The sequence below is a fragment of the Kitasatospora sp. HPM-01-4 genome (assembly GCF_051374625.1).
Lineage (GTDB): Bacteria > Actinomycetota > Actinomycetes > Streptomycetales > Streptomycetaceae > Kitasatospora.
In genome coordinates this window covers 3,009,546-3,026,362 of record NZ_JBPQGP010000005.1, presented here as the reverse complement: position 1 = coordinate 3,026,362, position 16,817 = coordinate 3,009,546, and the positions used below count along the sequence as shown (strand labels likewise).

At 73.0% G+C, this 16,817-nt stretch carries 11 protein-coding genes; 8 read left to right on the top strand and 3 right to left on the bottom strand.

Annotation, left to right across the window (positions count from 1 at the left end; all coding sequences use genetic code 11):
* Positions 1-95: 95 nt before the first annotated feature.
* The 3 genes from dapF to hflX all read left to right on the top strand — a co-directional run bounded on the left by dapF (position 96) and on the right by hflX (position 5,238).
* The gene (gene dapF / locus ACSMTC_RS12835; RefSeq protein ID WP_436559814.1) at positions 96-1,004 is read left to right on the top strand and encodes a diaminopimelate epimerase; all 909 of its coding nucleotides are present in this window, start codon (positions 96-98) and stop codon (positions 1,002-1,004) included.
* 227 nt (positions 1,005-1,231) lie between these two features.
* Positions 1,232-3,499 (top strand): RelA/SpoT family protein, encoded by a 2,268-nt coding sequence (locus tag ACSMTC_RS12830; protein ID WP_436559813.1) that lies wholly within the window; start codon positions 1,232-1,234, stop codon positions 3,497-3,499.
* 233 nt (positions 3,500-3,732) lie between these two features.
* On the top strand, positions 3,733-5,238 hold the full coding sequence (gene hflX, locus ACSMTC_RS12825; protein ID WP_436559812.1) for a GTPase HflX: 1,506 nt from the start codon (positions 3,733-3,735) through the stop codon (positions 5,236-5,238).
* A gap of 67 nt (positions 5,239-5,305) precedes the next feature.
* Here hflX and ACSMTC_RS12820 read toward each other — a convergent pair whose 3' ends face one another.
* Positions 5,306-6,466 (bottom strand): trypsin-like serine peptidase, encoded by a 1,161-nt coding sequence (locus ACSMTC_RS12820; RefSeq protein ID WP_436559811.1) that lies wholly within the window; start codon positions 6,464-6,466, stop codon positions 5,306-5,308.
* A 120-nt stretch (positions 6,467-6,586) separates the two neighbouring features.
* On the bottom strand, positions 6,587-7,735 hold the full coding sequence (locus tag ACSMTC_RS12815; RefSeq protein ID WP_436559810.1) for a trypsin-like serine peptidase: 1,149 nt from the start codon (positions 7,733-7,735) through the stop codon (positions 6,587-6,589).
* 363 nt (positions 7,736-8,098) lie between these two features.
* On the opposite strand from ACSMTC_RS12815, the gene ACSMTC_RS12810 reads away from it, so the two are divergent.
* The 5 genes from ACSMTC_RS12810 to ACSMTC_RS12790 all read left to right on the top strand — a co-directional run bounded on the left by ACSMTC_RS12810 (position 8,099) and on the right by ACSMTC_RS12790 (position 15,829).
* Positions 8,099-9,868, top strand: coding sequence for an IucA/IucC family protein (locus ACSMTC_RS12810; RefSeq protein ID WP_436559809.1), 1,770 nt, complete (start codon positions 8,099-8,101; stop codon positions 9,866-9,868).
* Complete coding sequence (locus tag ACSMTC_RS12805; protein ID WP_436564667.1) at positions 9,760-10,446, top strand: GNAT family N-acetyltransferase; 687 nt, start codon at positions 9,760-9,762, stop codon at positions 10,444-10,446. The genes ACSMTC_RS12810 and ACSMTC_RS12805 overlap by 109 nt, the downstream gene beginning before the upstream one ends.
* 15 nt (positions 10,447-10,461) lie before the next feature.
* Positions 10,462-11,823, top strand: coding sequence for a lysine N(6)-hydroxylase/L-ornithine N(5)-oxygenase family protein (locus tag ACSMTC_RS12800; protein ID WP_436559808.1), 1,362 nt, complete (start codon positions 10,462-10,464; stop codon positions 11,821-11,823).
* A 181-nt stretch (positions 11,824-12,004) separates the two neighbouring features.
* The gene (locus ACSMTC_RS12795; protein WP_436564666.1) at positions 12,005-13,717 is read left to right on the top strand and encodes an IucA/IucC family protein; all 1,713 of its coding nucleotides are present in this window, start codon (positions 12,005-12,007) and stop codon (positions 13,715-13,717) included.
* A 12-nt stretch (positions 13,718-13,729) separates the two neighbouring features.
* Complete coding sequence (locus ACSMTC_RS12790) at positions 13,730-15,829, top strand: ATP-dependent DNA helicase (protein ID WP_436559807.1); 2,100 nt, start codon at positions 13,730-13,732, stop codon at positions 15,827-15,829.
* 97 nt (positions 15,830-15,926) lie between these two features.
* Here the strand turns inward: ACSMTC_RS12790 and lexA are convergent, their stop codons facing one another.
* On the bottom strand, positions 15,927-16,727 hold the full coding sequence (gene lexA, locus ACSMTC_RS12785; protein ID WP_436564665.1) for a transcriptional repressor LexA: 801 nt from the start codon (positions 16,725-16,727) through the stop codon (positions 15,927-15,929).
* Positions 16,728-16,817: the final 90 nt, after the last annotated feature.

The following is a 16,817-nucleotide window of genomic DNA, read 5'->3' as shown; positions in this document are numbered from 1 at the left end:
GGTGGCCCGTTCCCGGAGGGCCTGCGGCCGAGGTCCCGCTCCCACGGGCCGGACCAGGTGACCGGGCCGTCCGGCCGGTCAGTACCATCGGCACTGTGAGTGCTTCCGCTACCGCGACGGGCCTGTCCTTCCTCAAGGGCCACGGGACCCAGAACGATTTCGTGATCATCCCCGATCCGGACGGCCTGCTCGACCTGGGCCCGGCCGTCGTCGCCCGGCTGTGCGACCGCCGCGCCGGCATCGGCGGCGACGGGCTGCTGCGGGTGGTGCGCTCCGCCGCCGACCCGGCCGCCGCCGACCAGGCCGACCAGGCCGAGTGGTTCATGGACTACCGCAACTCCGACGGTTCGATCGCCGAGATGTGCGGCAACGGCGTGCGGGTCTTCGCGCGCTACCTGGTCAACGCCGGGCTGGCCGAGCCGGGCCCGCTCGCGATCGCCACCCGGGCCGGGGTGCGGCGGGCGGTCGTCGCCGAGGACGCCGCCGACGGTACGCCCGGTGAGGTCACCGTGGACATGGGCCGCGCGCTGCTGCCCGGCCCCGACGGGATCGAGGTCACGGTCGGCGAGCGCAGCTGGCCCGCCCGGAACGTGAACATGGGCAACCCGCACGCGGTCGCCTTCGTCGCAGACCTCGACGATGCGGGCGATCTGCTGAGGGCGCCGCGCACCACGCCGGAGAGTGCGTACCCCGAGGGCGTCAACGTCGAGTTCGTGGTGGACCGGGGGCCGCGGCACGTCGCGATGCGGGTGCACGAGCGGGGGTCGGGGGAGACCTGGTCCTGCGGGACCGGGGCCTGCGCCGTCGGGGTCGCCGCCGCGCGGCGGGACGGACTCGATCCGGCCGTCACCGGTGAGGCGGTCACCTACACCGTGGACCTCCCGGGCGGACGCCTGGCCATCACCGAGCACCCGGACGGCCGGGTGGAGATGACCGGTCCCGCCGAGATCGTCGCCACCGGCGTCATCGACCCGGCCTGGCTGGGCGGGCTGCCGCTCCGCTGAGACCTCCTGGGGGCGAAGGACGGGCTCGCGGGGGCGCACGCGAGCGCGCGGGTTCTTCGCCCTCCCGAGTGCGCGCTTCGCTTTCCCCCGTTACGAGGTGGCTGAATCCGCCCGATCGGGTGATTTCGGTGACGGGTGGGAAGCACGGCATCGCGGAACGTGTTGTGCTCGGTAGCATGGACCACCGGGGCCGGGAGCCGCTCCGGTGATCGCTGCCGGAGGTGCAGATGACCATCGACGCGGGCCGGCCCCTGACCGGCCAACCAGCAGGCGGCCCACCCCAGCTCGGCCGGCCCGTCATCGCCGACCACGGCGAGCCCACCGGTCCGCCCGCCCGGTCCGGCCGGTCCCCCTTCGGCCGCGCGGCGCTCGGCCGGGCCGGAAGGGCGGCCCTGCTGGCCACCGGCCGTACGCCGGTCCCCGACGCGATCGAGCCGATCGTGGAGGCGCACCGCCGCCACCATCCGCACGCCGACCTGACCCTGCTCAGCCGCGCCTACCGCACGGCCGAGGCCAGCCACCGGGGCCAACTCCGCAAGAGCGGTGAGCCGTTCATCACGCACCCGCTCGCGGTGACCATGATCCTGGCCCAACTCGGCTCCGGTACCACCACCTTGGTGGCCTCGCTGCTCCACGACACCGTGGAGGACACCGAGATGACGCTGGCCCAGGTGAGTGCCGAGTTCGGCCCCGAGGTGGCGTACCTGGTCGACGGCGTCACCAAGTTGGAGAAGGTCGACTTCGGCGCGGCCGCCGAGGCCGAGACCTTCCGCAAGATGCTGGTGGCCACCGGGGACGACGTCCGGGTCATGGTGATCAAGCTGGCCGACCGGCTGCACAACATGCGGACGATCCGCCACATGAAGCCCGCCAGCCGGGTCAGGATCGCCAAGGTCACCAGGGACGTGCTGATCCCGCTGGCCGAGCGGCTCGGAATCCAGGTGCTGAAGGCCGAGTTGGAGGACATCGTCTTCGCCACCCTGCACCCGGAGGAACACGCCCGCACCCGCGCCCTGGTGACCGCGCACGAGGCGCAGCCGGACACGCTGCTCCAGCCCTTCGCCCGGGCGCTCACCCGGCAGCTGGCCGAGGCGGGGGTGACGGCGGGTGTCACCGTCCGGGCCAGGCACTGCGTCTCGGTGCACCGGATCCTGCTCAAGCGCACCGCCGCCGCGGGGCCGGACGGCCTGCCGCAGGGGCTGCGGCCCGCCGACTTCGGCCGGCTGCTGGTCACGGTCGAGGAGAACGCCGACTGCTATGCCGTCCTCGGCGAGCTGCACACCTGCTGGACGCCGCTGCCGGGCGAGTTCAAGGACTTCATCGCGGCACCGAAGTTCAACCTCTACCAGTCCCTGCACACCGCCGTGACGCTGGCCGACGGCGAGGTGGTCGAGGTGCTGGTGCGGACCCGGCAGATGAACCGGGTGGCCGAGTTCGGCGTGGTCGCGCTGGGGGACCGGCCGGTCCCCGGCGGCCAGGGCGGCGAGTCCGAGCGCCCGGAGGGGGCGGAGGGGGCCCGGCCGGGCTGGCTCAGCCGGCTGCTGGAGTGGCAGCAGGAGACCCCGGACCCGGACACCTTCTGGTCCGCCCTCACCGCCGACCTCTCCGACGACCGTGAGATCACCGCCGTCACCGAGGACGGTCTGACCCTCCAGCTGCCCGCCGGGGCCAGCTGCGTGGACGCGGCGTACCTGCTCGGCGAGGGGACCGGCCACCGCTGTCTCGGGGCCCGGGTGAACGGACGGCTGGTCGCGCTCTCCACGGTGCTCGGGGACGGCGACGTGGTGGCGGTCCTGACCGAGCAGGCCGGTCCCGGCCCCGGCGCCGAGCCCTCGGGGCCTGCCCCCGAGTGGCTGGAGTACACCAGGACGCCGGCCGCCCGGCTCGCCATCGAGCGCTGGCTGGCCGAGCACCCGGAAGGTGCGCCGGACCTCGCCCCGGCGGGCGGCCCGCCCGCGGAGCGCCCGCCGGGAGTCCCGCCCGCCCCCGCCGCCGGTCGGGGCGAGCCGTCCCCGGTGGCGGTGCCCGGCCGTCCGGGCGCGCCGGTGCGTCTCGCCCGCTGCTGCACCCCGGTCCCGCCGGACGCCGTGGTCGGGTACGAGACCAGGGGCGGCGCGTTCGCGGTGCACCGGGTCGGCTGCCCGGCGGGGGAGCGGCTGCGGGAGGCGGGCCGCAGTCCGGTGGTGCCCGGCTGGGTGGCCGGGGTCTGCCCGCCCTGCGGCTTCCGGGTCACCCTGGAGGCCCAGGCGCTGAACCGGCCCAGGCTGCTCGCCGACCTGACGGCCGTGATGTCGGCGGAGGGCATCGGCATCGTCTCGGCCGCCGTGGAGCCCCCGCAGGACCTCAGGGTGCGGCACACCTACACCATCGAGCTGCCCACCCCGGGGACGCTGCCGCTGGTGATGCGGGCGATGCTGCGGGTCTCCGGGGTGTACGACGTCTACCGGGCGGGGCCGCCGAGGCCCGACCCGGCCCGCCGGGGCCGGCACGGGTGAGGGCCGGGCCGTCGGCCGGGTGAAATGAAGATGCCCCACCCAGGTCCGGCATGCGACCATTCAGGGGAATTCACGGCCGGTCCACGGCGTTCACCGGTACGCAGTAGTGCCGGTGCAGACCGTGGCCTGCAGGGGTAGCTCATCACCTTCGTCCGGTAGCAGGGGCGGGTATCTGGGCAGGCTCCGGGGTGCGCGGGCCTGCGCACCGGCCCTCCCGACCCGCAAAGGATGAGATGACCTCCACGTTCGACAGCCGCAGCCATTCCGACGAGTCCGCGAGCCGTCTGTACGGCCTGCGGGCGGGAGCCCTCATGGACGAGGACCTCGCGGCGATCGACGAGGACCTCGACCAGCACTTCGACGGCGAGCAGTACGACCGCAGCGAGCGTGCCGCACTCCGGCGCGTCGCCGGTCTCTCCACCGAGCTCGAGGACGTCACCGAGGTCGAGTACCGCCAGCTCCGCCTGGAGCGGGTCGTACTCGTCGGCGTGTGGACGGACGGCACGGCGGAGGAGGCCGAGAACTCCCTGGCCGAGCTCGCGGCGCTGGCCGAGACGGCCGGCTCCCAGGTTCTCGACGGCGTGATCCAGCGCCGTGACAAGCCGGACGCCGCGACCTACATCGGCTCCGGCAAGGCGCAGGAGCTGCGCGACATCGTCGCCGCCACCGGCGCCGACACCGTCGTCTGCGACGGTGAGCTCACCCCGGGCCAGCTGATCCACCTCGAGGACGTCGTCAAGGTCAAGGTCGTCGACCGGACGGCTCTGATCCTGGACATCTTCGCCCAGCACGCCAAGTCCCGGGAGGGCAAGGCGCAGGTCTCCCTGGCGCAGATGCAGTACATGCTGCCGCGGCTGCGCGGCTGGGGTCAGTCGCTCTCCCGGCAGATGGGTGGCGGTGGCTCCGGTTCCTCCGGCGGCGGTATGGCCACCCGTGGTCCCGGTGAGACCAAGATCGAGACGGACCGCCGACGGATCCGCGAGAAGATGGCGAAGCTCCGCAAGGAGATCGCCGAGATGAAGAAGGGCCGGGACACCAAGCGCCAGGAGCGCAAGCGCCACCAGGTCCCCTCCGTCGCCATCGCGGGCTACACCAACGCGGGCAAGTCCTCGCTGCTCAACCGGCTCACCGGCGCGGGCGTGCTGGTGGAGAACGCGCTGTTCGCCACCCTGGACCCGACCGTGCGCCGGGCGCAGACCCCCAGCGGCCGGATCTACACCCTGGCCGACACCGTCGGATTCGTCCGGCACCTGCCGCACCACCTGGTCGAGGCCTTCCGCTCGACCATGGAGGAGGTCGCCGACGCCGACCTCATCCTGCACGTGGTGGACGGCTCGCACCCCGAGCCGGAGACCCAGCTGGCCTCCGTCCGCGAGGTGATCGTCTCGGTCGAGGCACAGAACGTGCCGGAGATCGTGGTGATCAACAAGGCCGACGCCGCCGATCCGCTGGTCCTGCAGCGCCTGCTGCGCCGTGAGCCGCACGCCATCGTGGTCTCGGCCCGCACCGGGCAGGGCATGGCGGAGCTGCTGCAGCTGATCGACGACGAGCTGCCGCGCCCCGCGATCGAGCTCCAGGCCCTGGTGCCGTACACCAGGGGCGACCTGGTCTCCCGGGTGCACGCCGAGGGCGAGCTGCTCGACACCGAGCACACCGCCGACGGGACGCTGCTGCGCGCCAAGGTCTCCGCCGAACTCGCGGCCGAGCTGGAGCGCTTCGCGGTCGTCGCCCAGGGCTGACACCGGCGGACATCCCGAGGGCCCCCACCGTCTCCCAGGACGGTGGGGGCCCTCGCCGTGTACCGGGTCAGCCCTTCCGCTTGCTGATGAAGTCGAACACCGACTTCGCCTCGTCACCCAGCGAAGGACCGGCCATCCAGGCCGCCGGGCGCGGGCCGATCGAGTTGTTGCTGATCAGCGAGGGCTTGCCGTTCCTGAGGACGAACCAGCCGCCGCCGCTGGAACCGCCGGTCATGGTGCAGCCGATGTTGTACATGGTCGGGCGGTCGGCGTCGAAGGACATCCGGGCGGGCGGTATGGCGGAGTCGCAGTGCTCCAGCTCGCGGCCGTCGAACGGTGCGGCCTGCGGGTAGCCGTAGGAGGAGACGGAGGTGATCTGGTCGCGCGGGGCGTTGAACCAGACCGGGACCGAGCTGCCCACGGTCTCCTCCAGCGACCTGCCGTCGCCGTCCTCGTTGTGCACCCGGATGAGCCCGAAGTCGTACTGGCTGACCGGGCCGCCGCGCTCGCCGCCCTCCTCGGTCCACTGCGGCGAGACCACGGCGTAGTCGGCGTCCCACATGCCGTACGGGAGGACCTGCTCCCGGGTGCCGGTCCTGCCGTTGCTGGCGGCACCGGTGCGGTTGAAGGACGGGGCGAAGCTGATCTTCTTGAACCAGTCCTTGCCCTTGCCGCCGTGCAGGCAGTGCGCCGCCGTCCAGACCAGGTTGCTCTTGCCGGGGTGGGCCGGGTCGCTGACCACGGTGCCGGAGCAGACCGCGGCCTCCTGGTCGTCGACCTGCATGAAGATCTTGCCGAGCACAGCCGTGTTGGGGGTGTAGGGGTGCGGCTGCGGCTTGGCCTGGATCACGGGCGGCAGCGGATCGTTGCCGGGAACCGTCTTGCCGGACTGGACGCCGGCCTCCTGGTTCTCCATGCCCTTGGCCGCCTGCATCTTGGCCTGGTCCCAGAAGCCTTTGATCACCTCGGGCTTGAAGCCGTGCTGCTCGGCCCACTTGGCCCAGTCGTCCGCGCTCCAGTTCTTGATGTTCTGCAGGACCTTGGACAGGTCGATGCCGCCCTTGTCGGCGCTCGCACTCGCGCTCACCGACGGCGATGCCGCCGCCTGCGAGGAACCGCCCTTGCCGTCCGGGCCGCAGGCGGTGGCGGTGAGCGCGAGTGCGGCCGCGACGGCGGCGGTCAGCCCGGCGCGTCGGCGCGGGCCCGCGGTGTGCGTGGTGGTGTTCATGAGGATTCCCCCGAATGCTGGTCGAGCGTACTGATCCGGGCGGTCGGCTCCCGCCCGCCCGTCGGACCGGCCGGCGACAGGGAGCGTGGGCGACGCCGCGGGCCCTGTCGCCGGTCGGTCCTACTTCTTGCTGATGTAGTCGAGCGCCTCCCTGGCCACGCTCTCCAGGTAGGGGCCGCTGAGCGAGGTGTGGTCCGTGGTGCCGAGCGAGGTGTTGCTGACCAGGGCCTCGCGGCCGTCCGGCATGGTCGCGAACCAGCCGCCGCCGCTGGAACCGGCGGTCATGGTGCAGCCGATGGTCATCATCGGCGGCCGCTTCGGGTCGAAGGACAGCCGCACCGGCTTCCCGCCGTCGCACTTGTCCAGCTCCTGCCCGTCGAAGGGCTTGACGACCGGGTAACCCCAGGCGGAGACGGACAGCTGGTCGCGCGGTGCGTCGAACCAGACCGGCATCGCGCTGCCGACCGTCTCCTCCAGCGACTTGCCGTTGCCGTCGGGGCTGTGCACCTTCAGCACCGCGAAGTCGTACTGGTTGGCCGCGTTTCCGCTGTGGCTGCCCTCGGCCGTCCACTGCGGGGAGGTGATGACGTTGTCCGCCCACCACATGCCGAGCGGCGCGACGTCCTGCGGGGTGGCCTTGTGGCCGGCGCTGGCCGCGCCCGAACTGTTGTAGGCCGGCACGAAGATGATGTTCTTGAACCAGCCGCCGCCCTTGCCCTCGTGCACGCAGTGCCCGGCCGTCCAGACCAGGTTGCTCTTGCCCGGGTGGGCCGGGTCCTGGATCACCGTGGCCGAGCACTGGCCGGTGCCTCCGTTCGGGGCGGTCGAGAAGACCTTCCCGGAGGCCGCGTACCTGGTGTACGGGCGGGGCACCGCGACCGCCCGGACCGGAGCGGGGTCGGGGTCGGTCACCCCGGATTCGGCCGGCGGCGTGGAGGCGGCCGGCTCGGGCTGCTGCGGCTGGGCGTTCTTCATCTTGTCCGGGTTCCAGAGGTCACGGACCACCGGATTGTTGAAGACGTGCTTGGAGGCCCAGCGGTCCCAGTCCGCGTACTTCCACTTCTTGAGTTCGTCCCAGCTCTTCGGCAGCCCGTCCAGCAGGCCCGAAGGAAGGCTGGACGGCAGGTGCAGCTTGCTGCCCGGGCCGGCGCTCGCCGTGTCGCCCGCGGCCTGCGGGGTGTCCTTCGCCCCGTCGCTGCCGCACGCCGCGACCGTGAACAGGGTTGCTGCGGCGAAGAGCGCGCAGGCCGTACGACGTACCGATGACATAGCCGGTCCCCCCGGTGGCTTCCTGAACGAATGGCCCGGGAACTCGCCCCGGGCCGGGTGAATTTTTCCACCCCGGAGCCCGGTGGGCACCGCCGCCCCCTCGGTTGCCCGCACTGACGGGTGGTCACCGAGCCCGCGACCGGGCCGGCCCGTCGGACAGTCCAGCCGGTCCGGTCACCCCCAGGGATGAGTGATCCGGCGGTATTCACCGGAACGAGTGAGCTGATCTTGTGATCACTCGTCAGGGGTAGGTAACCCTTACCTGTCGCCCGCCGGAAGCGCGCCGCGCCACCCCGCGCACCCCCACGGCCCCGCGCCCGCTACCGCTCGCGTCCGCAGCCCCACGCGCCCCAAGGAGCAGCCTTGAGCACCGCCCTCACCGGAGCCCCACCCGCCGACGCCCCGCACCACAGCGCCGACACCGATCCGCTGCTCCATCCCGATCCGGCGGTCGCCGCCGAGCACGCCGCGGTGGAGTGCCTGCTTCGCTGCTGGGTCCGGGAGACCGGAGCTGTACCCGGGGCGGACGGGCTGCTGCGGATCCCGGTCCTGGGTGGCGCGGCGCGGCTCGCGGCACCCGTACGGTACTGGTCGGCCTGCGGCTGGCACCGCTTCGACCCGCCCGCCCTGGAGGGCGAAGGCGCACCCGTCGACGCGGTCACCCTCGCGGCGCTGATGGCCAGCGCCGCCGCCGAACGCCCCGACCCGGGGCAGATCGCCGACCTGGCCGGCCGGGTCGCCGACTCCGTGGTCCGCACCGCCGAGGTGCTCGCCCACCGCCGCCGGGCCGCCGAGCCCGGCGACTGGCCCTTCCTGCGGGCCGAACAGGCACTGCTGCTCGGCCACCCGCTGCACCCGACCCCGAAGAGCCGCGACGGCCTGGGCCCGGCCCAGAGCGCCGCCTACTCACCCGAACTGCACGGTGCCTTCCGGCTGCACTGGTACGCCGTGGACCGCGAGCTGCTGGCCGCCGACTCGGCCGTCGGGCGGCCCGCCGAGGAGCTCACCGCCGAACTGCTGGGCGATCGCGGCCTGTTGCCGCCCGGCACCGCCGCGCTGCCGCTGCACCCCTGGCAGGCGCGGGAGTTGGCGCTGCGCCCCGAGGTGGCCGGGCTGCTGGCCGCCGGGCTGCTCCACGACCTCGGTGTACACGGGGAGTTCTGGCACCCGACCTCCTCCGTCCGGACCGTCTGCCGCCCGGGCACGCCCTGGATGCTCAAGCTCTCGCTCGGCCTGCGGATCACCAACTCCCGCCGGGAGAACCTGCGCAAGGAACTGCACCGGGGTGTGGAGGTGCACCGGCTGCTGGAGCGAGGCCTCGGCGCCGAGTGGCGCGCCGCCCACCCAGGCTTCGACATCGTCCGCGACCCCGCCTGGATCGGCGTCGACCTCCCCGCGCTCGGCGACCCGGGCGGCCTGGACACCGTGCTGCGCAGCCAGCCCTTCGGCCCCACCGAACGGGCGCTCTGCGTGGCCGGACTGGTCGCCGAGCGGCCGATCGGCCCGGGCGGACCGCTGCCGTCCCACCTGGGCGACGTGCTGCGCCCCCTGGCCGCCCGCAGCGGGCAGCCGGTGCAGACGGTGGCCGCCGAGTGGTTCTCGCGCTACCTGGACGCCGTGGTGCTCCCGGTGCTCTGGCTGGACGGCCGGGCGGGCATCGCCCTGGAGGCGCACCAGCAGAACAGCCTGGTCCTGCTGGACGAGGACGGCTGGCCGGCCGGCGGACGCTACCGCGACAACCAGGGCTACTACTACCGCACCTCGCACGCCGACCGGCTGGCCGCCCGCCTGCCGGGCATCGGTGCGCACAGCGACACGTTCGTCGACGACGAGGTGGTCGACAAGCGCTTCGCCTACTACCTCGGCATCAACCACGTGCTCGGCCTGATCGGCGCCATGGGCTCGCAGGGCCTGGCCGAGGAGGGCGTGCTGCTGGCCGCCCTGCGCCGCTTCCTCGCCGGAGGGCGGGCCGTGGCCACCGGTTCCGGACTGCCGCGACTGCTGCTGGACGAACCCTTCCTGCACTGCAAGGCCAACCTGCTCACCCGGCTGAACGGCATGGACGAACTGGTCGGCCCGGTCGCCACCCAGTCCGTGTACGTGACCATCCGGAACCCGGTCGTCGGCCGATGAGGACCCTCGGCGAGGCCCGTGGGGGACTGGAGGAGATCCCCGCCAGGGGACCGATGCCCACCACCGCGGGGGAGTTCCGCCTCAGCCCGGTCCGGCTGCCGCACGACCTGCCGCTGCTCACGGCCTGGATGAACGACCCGGAGGTCGCCGACTTCTGGGAACTGGACGGGCCGGCCGAGGTCACCGAGCGCCACCTGCGCGCCCAGCTCGACGGAGACGGCCGCAGCCTCCCCTGCGTCGGCCTGCTGGAGGGCCTCCCGATGAGCTACTGGGAGATCTACCGGGCCGACCTCGACCCGCTCGCCGAGCACTACCCCGCCCGGCACCACGACATCGGCATCCACCTGCTGCTCGCCGCCACCGCGCGCGGCCGCGGCCTGGGCGGTGTGCTGCTGGCCGCCCTCGCCGACCGCATCCTCGCCGCCGAGCCCGCCTGCAGACGGGTGCTCGCCGAACCGGACGTCCGCAACACCCGGTCCGTCCGGGCCTTCGCCGCCGCCGGCTTCCGGCCCGCCGACGAACTCGACCTGCCCACCAAGCGCGCGGCGCTGATGATCCGCAGCCGCACCCGCTCCTGACATCCCTTGGACACCATGGACAACCTGCAGCCCGAGCCGTACGACCTGCTCGGCGTCGGCCTCGGCCCGTTCAACCTGTCACTGGCCGCACTGGCCGACCGGGTCAGCGGCCTCAGCTCGCTGTTCTGCGAGGCCAGAGCGGAGTTCAGCTGGCACCCGGGGATGCTGGTGGACGGAGCGCGGATGCAGGTCCCGTTCCTGGCCGACCTGGTCTCGCTGGTCGACCCCACCAACCCCTGGTCCTTCCTCAACTACCTGCGCCAGCACCAGCGGCTCTTCCCGTTCTACTTCGCCGAGCGCTTCCAGCTGGCCCGCCGCGAGTACGACCACTACTGCCGCTGGGCCGCCGAACGCCTGGTCAACTGCCGCTTCGGCACGGCCGTCACCGCCCTGCACTGGTCCGCCGAGGACGAACTGTTCCGGGTCGACACCCCGACGGGCCGGCTCCGGGCCCGCAACGTCGTCCTCGGCGTCGGCACCCGGCCCGCCCACCCCGAGCCGTTCGCCCCGCTGCGCGGCAACCCCCGGATCTGGCACTCCGCCGACTACCTGGCCAGGCGCCGGTCACTCGACGGGGCACGGGACATCACCGTGGTCGGCTCGGGCCAGTCCGGCGCCGAGGTCTTCCTCGACCTGCTGCGCACCCGGGGCACCGACGGCACCCGGCTGCGCTGGCTCACCAGGACCAGGGCGCTGGCCCCCATGGAGTACTCCAAGCTGGGCCTGGAGCACTTCACCCCCGACTACACCCGCTACTTCCACACCCTCGCGCCCGCCGTCCGCGACCGCCTGGTCCAGGACCAGTGGCAGCTGCACAAGGCCGCCAGCGCCGAGACCCTCGCCGAGATCCACGACCACCTCTACGAACGCACCATCGGCCGCCCGATCGACACCGACCCGGTCGAGATCCTTCCCGGTACCGCCGTCACCGGGACCGCGGCCGGCCCCTGCGGCGGGTTCGAACTGCTCTGCCGCCACCTGGACTCCGGCACCGAGCACACCGTCCGCACCGACGCCGTGGTGCTCGCCACCGGCTACCGCGCCGAACGCCCCGCCGCCCTCGACCCGATCGCCGAGCTGATCGACTGGGACGAACAGGGCCGCTACCGGGTCGACCTCGACTACCGGGTCGCCACCAGACCCCCGCTCAGCGGCGGCCTCTACGTCCAGAACGCCGAACTCCACACCCACGGCGTCGGCACCCCCGACCTCGGCCTCGGCGCCCACCGCGCCGCCGTCATCCTCAACGCCGTGGCCGGCAGGACCGTGCACCACCTGCCCGAGCGCGCTGCCTGGACCAGCTTCGCGCCGCCCACCGCCACCACCGTTCTCCCACGACCCCAGGAGCGGAACCGTGCCGCAACACCAACCCGCTGACCAACCCTCCTCGGCCGACACCGGGCGGGGGCACCCGTCCCCCGTCCCTGGGCCGCAGGGCCTCGTCCCCGAGCCTTCGGCCGGGGAGAGCCCCGAGGCCCGGAGGCCGGGGAGCGAGCGGCTGTTGCTCCACCGGCCCGCACAGCTCACCGAGGAGCACTGGCGGCGGGCCTGCCGGGCGATGCTGGCCAAGATGCTCGGCGAGTTCGCGTACGAGGAACTGATCACCCCGGTGCCGGAGGCGGACGGCTACCACCTGGAGCTCCCCACCGCCGATTACCGCTACACCGCCCGGCGCGGCGCCTACGGCAGCTGGCAGGTCGACCCGGACTCGATCACCTCCAGCGCCGAGGTGGACCCGCTGCGCTTCCTCCAGCACGCCCGGCACACCCTCGAACTCACCGGCGACACCCTCGGCCACCTGCTGCGCGAGCTCACCGCCACGCTGCTCGCCGACACCCGCCAGCTCGCCACCGAACTGACCGCCGCCGAGCTCGCCGACCTCGGCCACACCGAGCTGGAGGGCCGGCAGACCGGCCACCCCTGGATCGTCCCCAACAAGGGCCGGATCGGCCTCTCCGCCCGTGACACGGCCGAGTGGACCCCCGAGGCCCGCACCCCGCAGCGGCTGCCCTGGCTCGCCGTCCACCGCAGCCTCGCCCAGTACCGGGGGCCCGCCGGCCTCTACGAGCGCGAACTGGACTCCCCGGCGGCCCTGCGCGCACCGCTCGGCGCACGGGCCGAGGAGTACCACCTGCTGCCCGTCCACCCCTGGCAGTGGGACGAGGTGATCCTCCCGCTGTTCGCCCCCCAGATCGCCGCGGGGCTGATCGTGCCGCTGCCCAGCGACGGCGACCTGCGGCTGCCCCAGCAGTCCATCCGCAGCTTCTTCAACCTCAGCCACCCCGAGCGCTGCACCGTCAAACTGCCGCTCTCCATCCTCAACACCCTGGTCTGGCGCGGCCTGCCGACCGAACGCACCCTCGCCGCCCCGGCCGTCACCGCCTGGATCCACGGCCTGCGCGACAACGACCCCTTCCTGCGCGACGAGTGCCGGGTGATCCTGCTCGGCGAGATCGCCTCGGTCACCGTGGACCACCCGATCTACCGCGAACTCCCCGAAGTCCCCTACCAGTACAAGGAACTGCTCGGTGCGATCTGGCGCGAACCGCTGGATCCACGGCTGCGGCCCGGCGAGCGGGCCCGCACCCTGGCCGCGCTGCTCTCCACCGGCTCCGACGGCCGCGCCCTGGTCGCCGAACTGGTCGCCCGCTCCGGCCTGCCCGCCCGGGACTGGCTGCGCCGGCTGTTCGCCGTGATGATGCCGCCGCTGCTGCACTTCCTCTACCGGTACGGCACCGTCTTCTCACCGCACGGCGAGAACGCCATCGTGGTCTTCGACGAGCACGACCGCCCGGTGCGCCTGGCCGTCAAGGACTTCGTCGACGACGTCAACATCTCCGACCAGGACCTGCCCGAGTTCGCCGGCCTCCCCGCCGAGGTCGAGGCCGTACTGCTGCGCCAACCGCCCGAGTACCTCTGCCAGTTCCTGCACTCCGGCCTGTTCATCGGCGTCTACCGCTACCTCGCCCCGATCGCCGAGCGCCAGCTGGGCGTCGCCGAGGACGAGTTCTGGACACTGCTGAGCGAGCGGATCCTGGCCTACCAGCGCCGCTTCCCCGAGCTGGCCGACCGGTTCAAGCTCTTCGACCTCTTCACCCCGCGCATCGACCGGCTCTGCCTCAACCGCAACCGCCTGCTGCTGGACGGCTACCGGGACCGCCCCCAGCGCCCGCATGCCGCCGTGTACGGCCAGGTCGCCAACGTCCTGAATCCGGTCGGTCCGGGCACTCACTCCTGTCGGCGGGACCGGACTGTCACTCCCGCGCCGTAGGGTTGGAGTGCCATGACCAACGACTCCGCACCCCAGCCCCTGCCCGGCGCGTCCGAGGCCCCGGAGACCGTCTCCCGCGCCCTCGTTCCACAGCTGCTGCACGCCGCCGTCACCGCCGTCGGCGGCGTCGAGCGCCCCGGCCAGGTCCAGATGGCCGAGGCCGTCGCCGACGCCGTCGAGCACGGCGAGCACCTGCTCGTCCAGGCCGGCACCGGCACCGGCAAGTCCCTCGCCTACCTGGTGCCCGCGCTCGCCCACGGCGACCGGGTGGTGGTCGCCACCGCCACCCTGGCCCTGCAACGCCAGCTGGTGGAGCGGGACTTGCCCCGTACGGTGGAGGCGCTGCACCCCGTGCTGCGCCGCCGGCCGCTGTACGCGATGCTCAAGGGCCGCTCGAACTACCTCTGCCTGCACCGGGCCAACGAGGGCACCCCGAGCGACGAGGGCGAGGGCCTGTTCGACCCGGTGGAGGCGCTCGGCGGCCCGACCGGCAAGCTCGGCCAGGATGTGCTGCGGCTGCGCGAGTGGGCCGACGAGACCGAGACGGGCGACCGCGACGATCTCTCGCCCGGCGTCTCCGACAAGGCCTGGGCCCAGCTCTCGGTCACGTCCAAGGAGTGCCTGGGGGCGACCAAGTGCGCCTACGGGCAGGAGTGCTTCGCGGAGAAGGCCCGTGAGCGGGCCAAGCTGGCCGATGTGGTGGTCACCAACCACGCGATGCTGGCGATCGACGCGATCGAGGGCGCGCCGGTGCTGCCCGAGCACGCGATGCTGATCATCGACGAGGCGCACGAGCTGGTGAACCGGGTGACCGGTGCGGCCACCGCGGAGCTGACGGTCGGCGCGGTCAACCGAGCGGTCAAGCGGGCCGCCAAGCTGGCCAACGAGAAGGCGGTGGACCAGCTCCAGGCCGCGGCCGAGAACTACCACGGCCTGATGGAGACCGCGCAGCCCGGCCGGGTCGAGGAGTTGCCCGAGTACCTGGCCTACGCGGTCGCCGGGATCCGGGACGCCTGCCGCCAGGTGATCACCTCGCTCGGCGAGGTCAGGGACAAGGCGCTCACCGACGAGGACGCGGTCCGCAAGCAGGCGATGGCCTCCGCCGAGTCGCTGCACGAGACGGCCGAGCGGCTGCTCGGAGAGTCCGACTACGACGTGGTCTGGATCGAGCGCAGTGACCGCTACGGCCTCGGCACCGCCTCGCTGCGGGTGGCCCCGCTGAGCGTCTCCGGCCTGCTGCGGGAGAACCTCTACAAGGAGCGCTCGGTCGTCCTGACCTCCGCCACCCTCAAGCTGGGCGGCGACTTCAACGGTGTCGCCGCCTCGGTCGGCCTGCCGGCCGAGGGCCGCCTGCCGGACTCCCGCGGCCCGGGCGAGCCCGAGCTGGAGATCGGCGAGGACACCCCGCCGTACTGGCGCGGGATCGACGTCGGCTCGCCGTTCTCGTACCCCAAGCAGGGCATTCTGTACGTCGCCAGGCATCTGCCGCCGCCCGGCCGGGAGCCGGACCGGCCGGAGATGCTGGACGAGCTCGCCGACCTGATCGGCGCGGCCGGCGGCCGGACGCTCGGCCTGTTCTCCTCGATGCGGGCCGCGCAGACGGCGGCCGAGGCGCTGCGGGGCCGGCTCGGCAACCGGATCCTGCTGCAGGGGGAGGACACCCTGGGTGAGCTGATCCGGGAGTTCGCCTCCGACCCGGAGACCTGCCTGTTCGGGACGCTCTCGCTCTGGCAGGGCGTCGATGTGCCGGGCTCCGCCTGCCAGTTGGTGGTGATGGACCGCATTCCGTTCCCGCGCCCCGACGATCCGCTGATGAGCGCCCGTCAGAAGGCGGTCGAGGAGGCGGGCGGCAACGGCTTCATGGCGGTGGCGGCGACCCATGCCGCGCTGCTGATGGCGCAGGGCGCCGGGCGCCTGGTCCGGGCGGCCGACGACCGGGGTGTGGTCGCGGTGCTCGATCCCCGGCTGGCCACGGCCAGGTACGGCGGTTTCTTCCGCTCCTCGATGCCGGACTTCTGGTACACCACGGACCGCAACCAGGTCCGTCGCTCCCTGGCCGCCATCGACGCCTCGGCCTCGCCCGTCAGGCCGGTGGCCAAGCGCAACGGGTGACGGACAGGGGCGAGGAGTTGCCCCTGTCCCTTCCGAAGGCCCGATCCCTTCTGGAGGGACGCGACCTGTTGCCGAAGGCGTCGTTCGGAGGCGTCGTTCAGAGGCGGCGGAGCACGGCGACGACCTTGCCGAGGATGGTGGCGTTGTCCCCGGGGATGGGCTCGTAGGAGGGGTTGTGCGGCATCAGCCAGATCCTGCCGTCCTCGCGCTTGAGCCGCTTGACCGTGGCCTCGCCGTCGATCATCGCGGCCACGATGTCCCCGTTCTCGGCGACCGGCTGGCGCCGCACGGTGACCCAGTCGCCGTCGCAGATGGCGGCGTCGATCATCGAGTCACCGCGCACGGTGAGCGCGAACAGCTCGCCGTCGCCGACCAGCTGGCGGGGCAGCGGGAAGACGTCCTCGACCGTCTGCTCGGCCAGGATGGGGCCGCCGGCGGCGATCCGGCCGACCAGCGGGACGTACGAGGTGGAGGGCCGGCCGGCGGCCTCGGCGGTGTTCGGCCGGGCGACCTCGACGCCGCGGACCTCGTACGCCCGGGGGCGGTGCGGGTCGCGGCGGAGGAAGCCCTTGCGCTCCAGGGCCATCAGCTGGTGGGCGACGGAGGAGGTGCTGGAGAGGCCGACCGCCTGGCCGATCTCCCGCATGCTCGGCGGGTAGCCGCGGCGCTGGACGGAGTCCCGGATCACCTCGATGACCCGGCGCTGACGCTCGGTCAGACCGGCCTCGTCGGTGCGGATGCCGGGGGGGCGGCCGGGGAGTGAGCGGGCGGGGGCGGCGACGCCGAGCGGGGAGTCGGGGGCGACGGCGTGCTCGATCGCCTGGTCCGGCAGGCGGCCCGATCCGGTCGGACCGGTCAGGGCGGCACCGGCCAGGCGCTGGTCTTCGCTACGGCTCATGCTGATGTCCACGCTCTGCTGGTCCATGGTGCGCTCGGAACGCTCCTGCACCGGGATGGAGTTGCTCTTGGTTTCGACGGTGTTCATGGC

Excerpts from the sequence above, each read along its gene's own strand:
- ACSMTC_RS12830 (WP_436559813.1), top strand. The coding sequence starts at position 1,232 with ATGACCATCGACGCGGGCCGGCCCCTGACCGGCCAACCAGCAGGCGGC.
- hflX (WP_436559812.1), top strand. The coding sequence starts at position 3,733 with ATGACCTCCACGTTCGACAGCCGCAGCCATTCCGACGAGTCCGCGAGC.
- ACSMTC_RS12820 (WP_436559811.1), bottom strand. The coding sequence starts at position 6,466 with ATGAACACCACCACGCACACCGCGGGCCCGCGCCGACGCGCCGGGCTG.
- ACSMTC_RS12815 (WP_436559810.1), bottom strand. The coding sequence starts at position 7,735 with ATGTCATCGGTACGTCGTACGGCCTGCGCGCTCTTCGCCGCAGCAACC.
- ACSMTC_RS12800 (WP_436559808.1), top strand. The coding sequence starts at position 10,462 with ATGGACAACCTGCAGCCCGAGCCGTACGACCTGCTCGGCGTCGGCCTC.
- ACSMTC_RS12795 (WP_436564666.1), top strand. The coding sequence starts at position 12,005 with ATGCTGGCCAAGATGCTCGGCGAGTTCGCGTACGAGGAACTGATCACC.
- ACSMTC_RS12790 (WP_436559807.1), top strand. The coding sequence starts at position 13,730 with ATGACCAACGACTCCGCACCCCAGCCCCTGCCCGGCGCGTCCGAGGCC.
- lexA (WP_436564665.1), bottom strand. The coding sequence starts at position 16,727 with ATGAGCCGTAGCGAAGACCAGCGCCTGGCCGGTGCCGCCCTGACCGGT.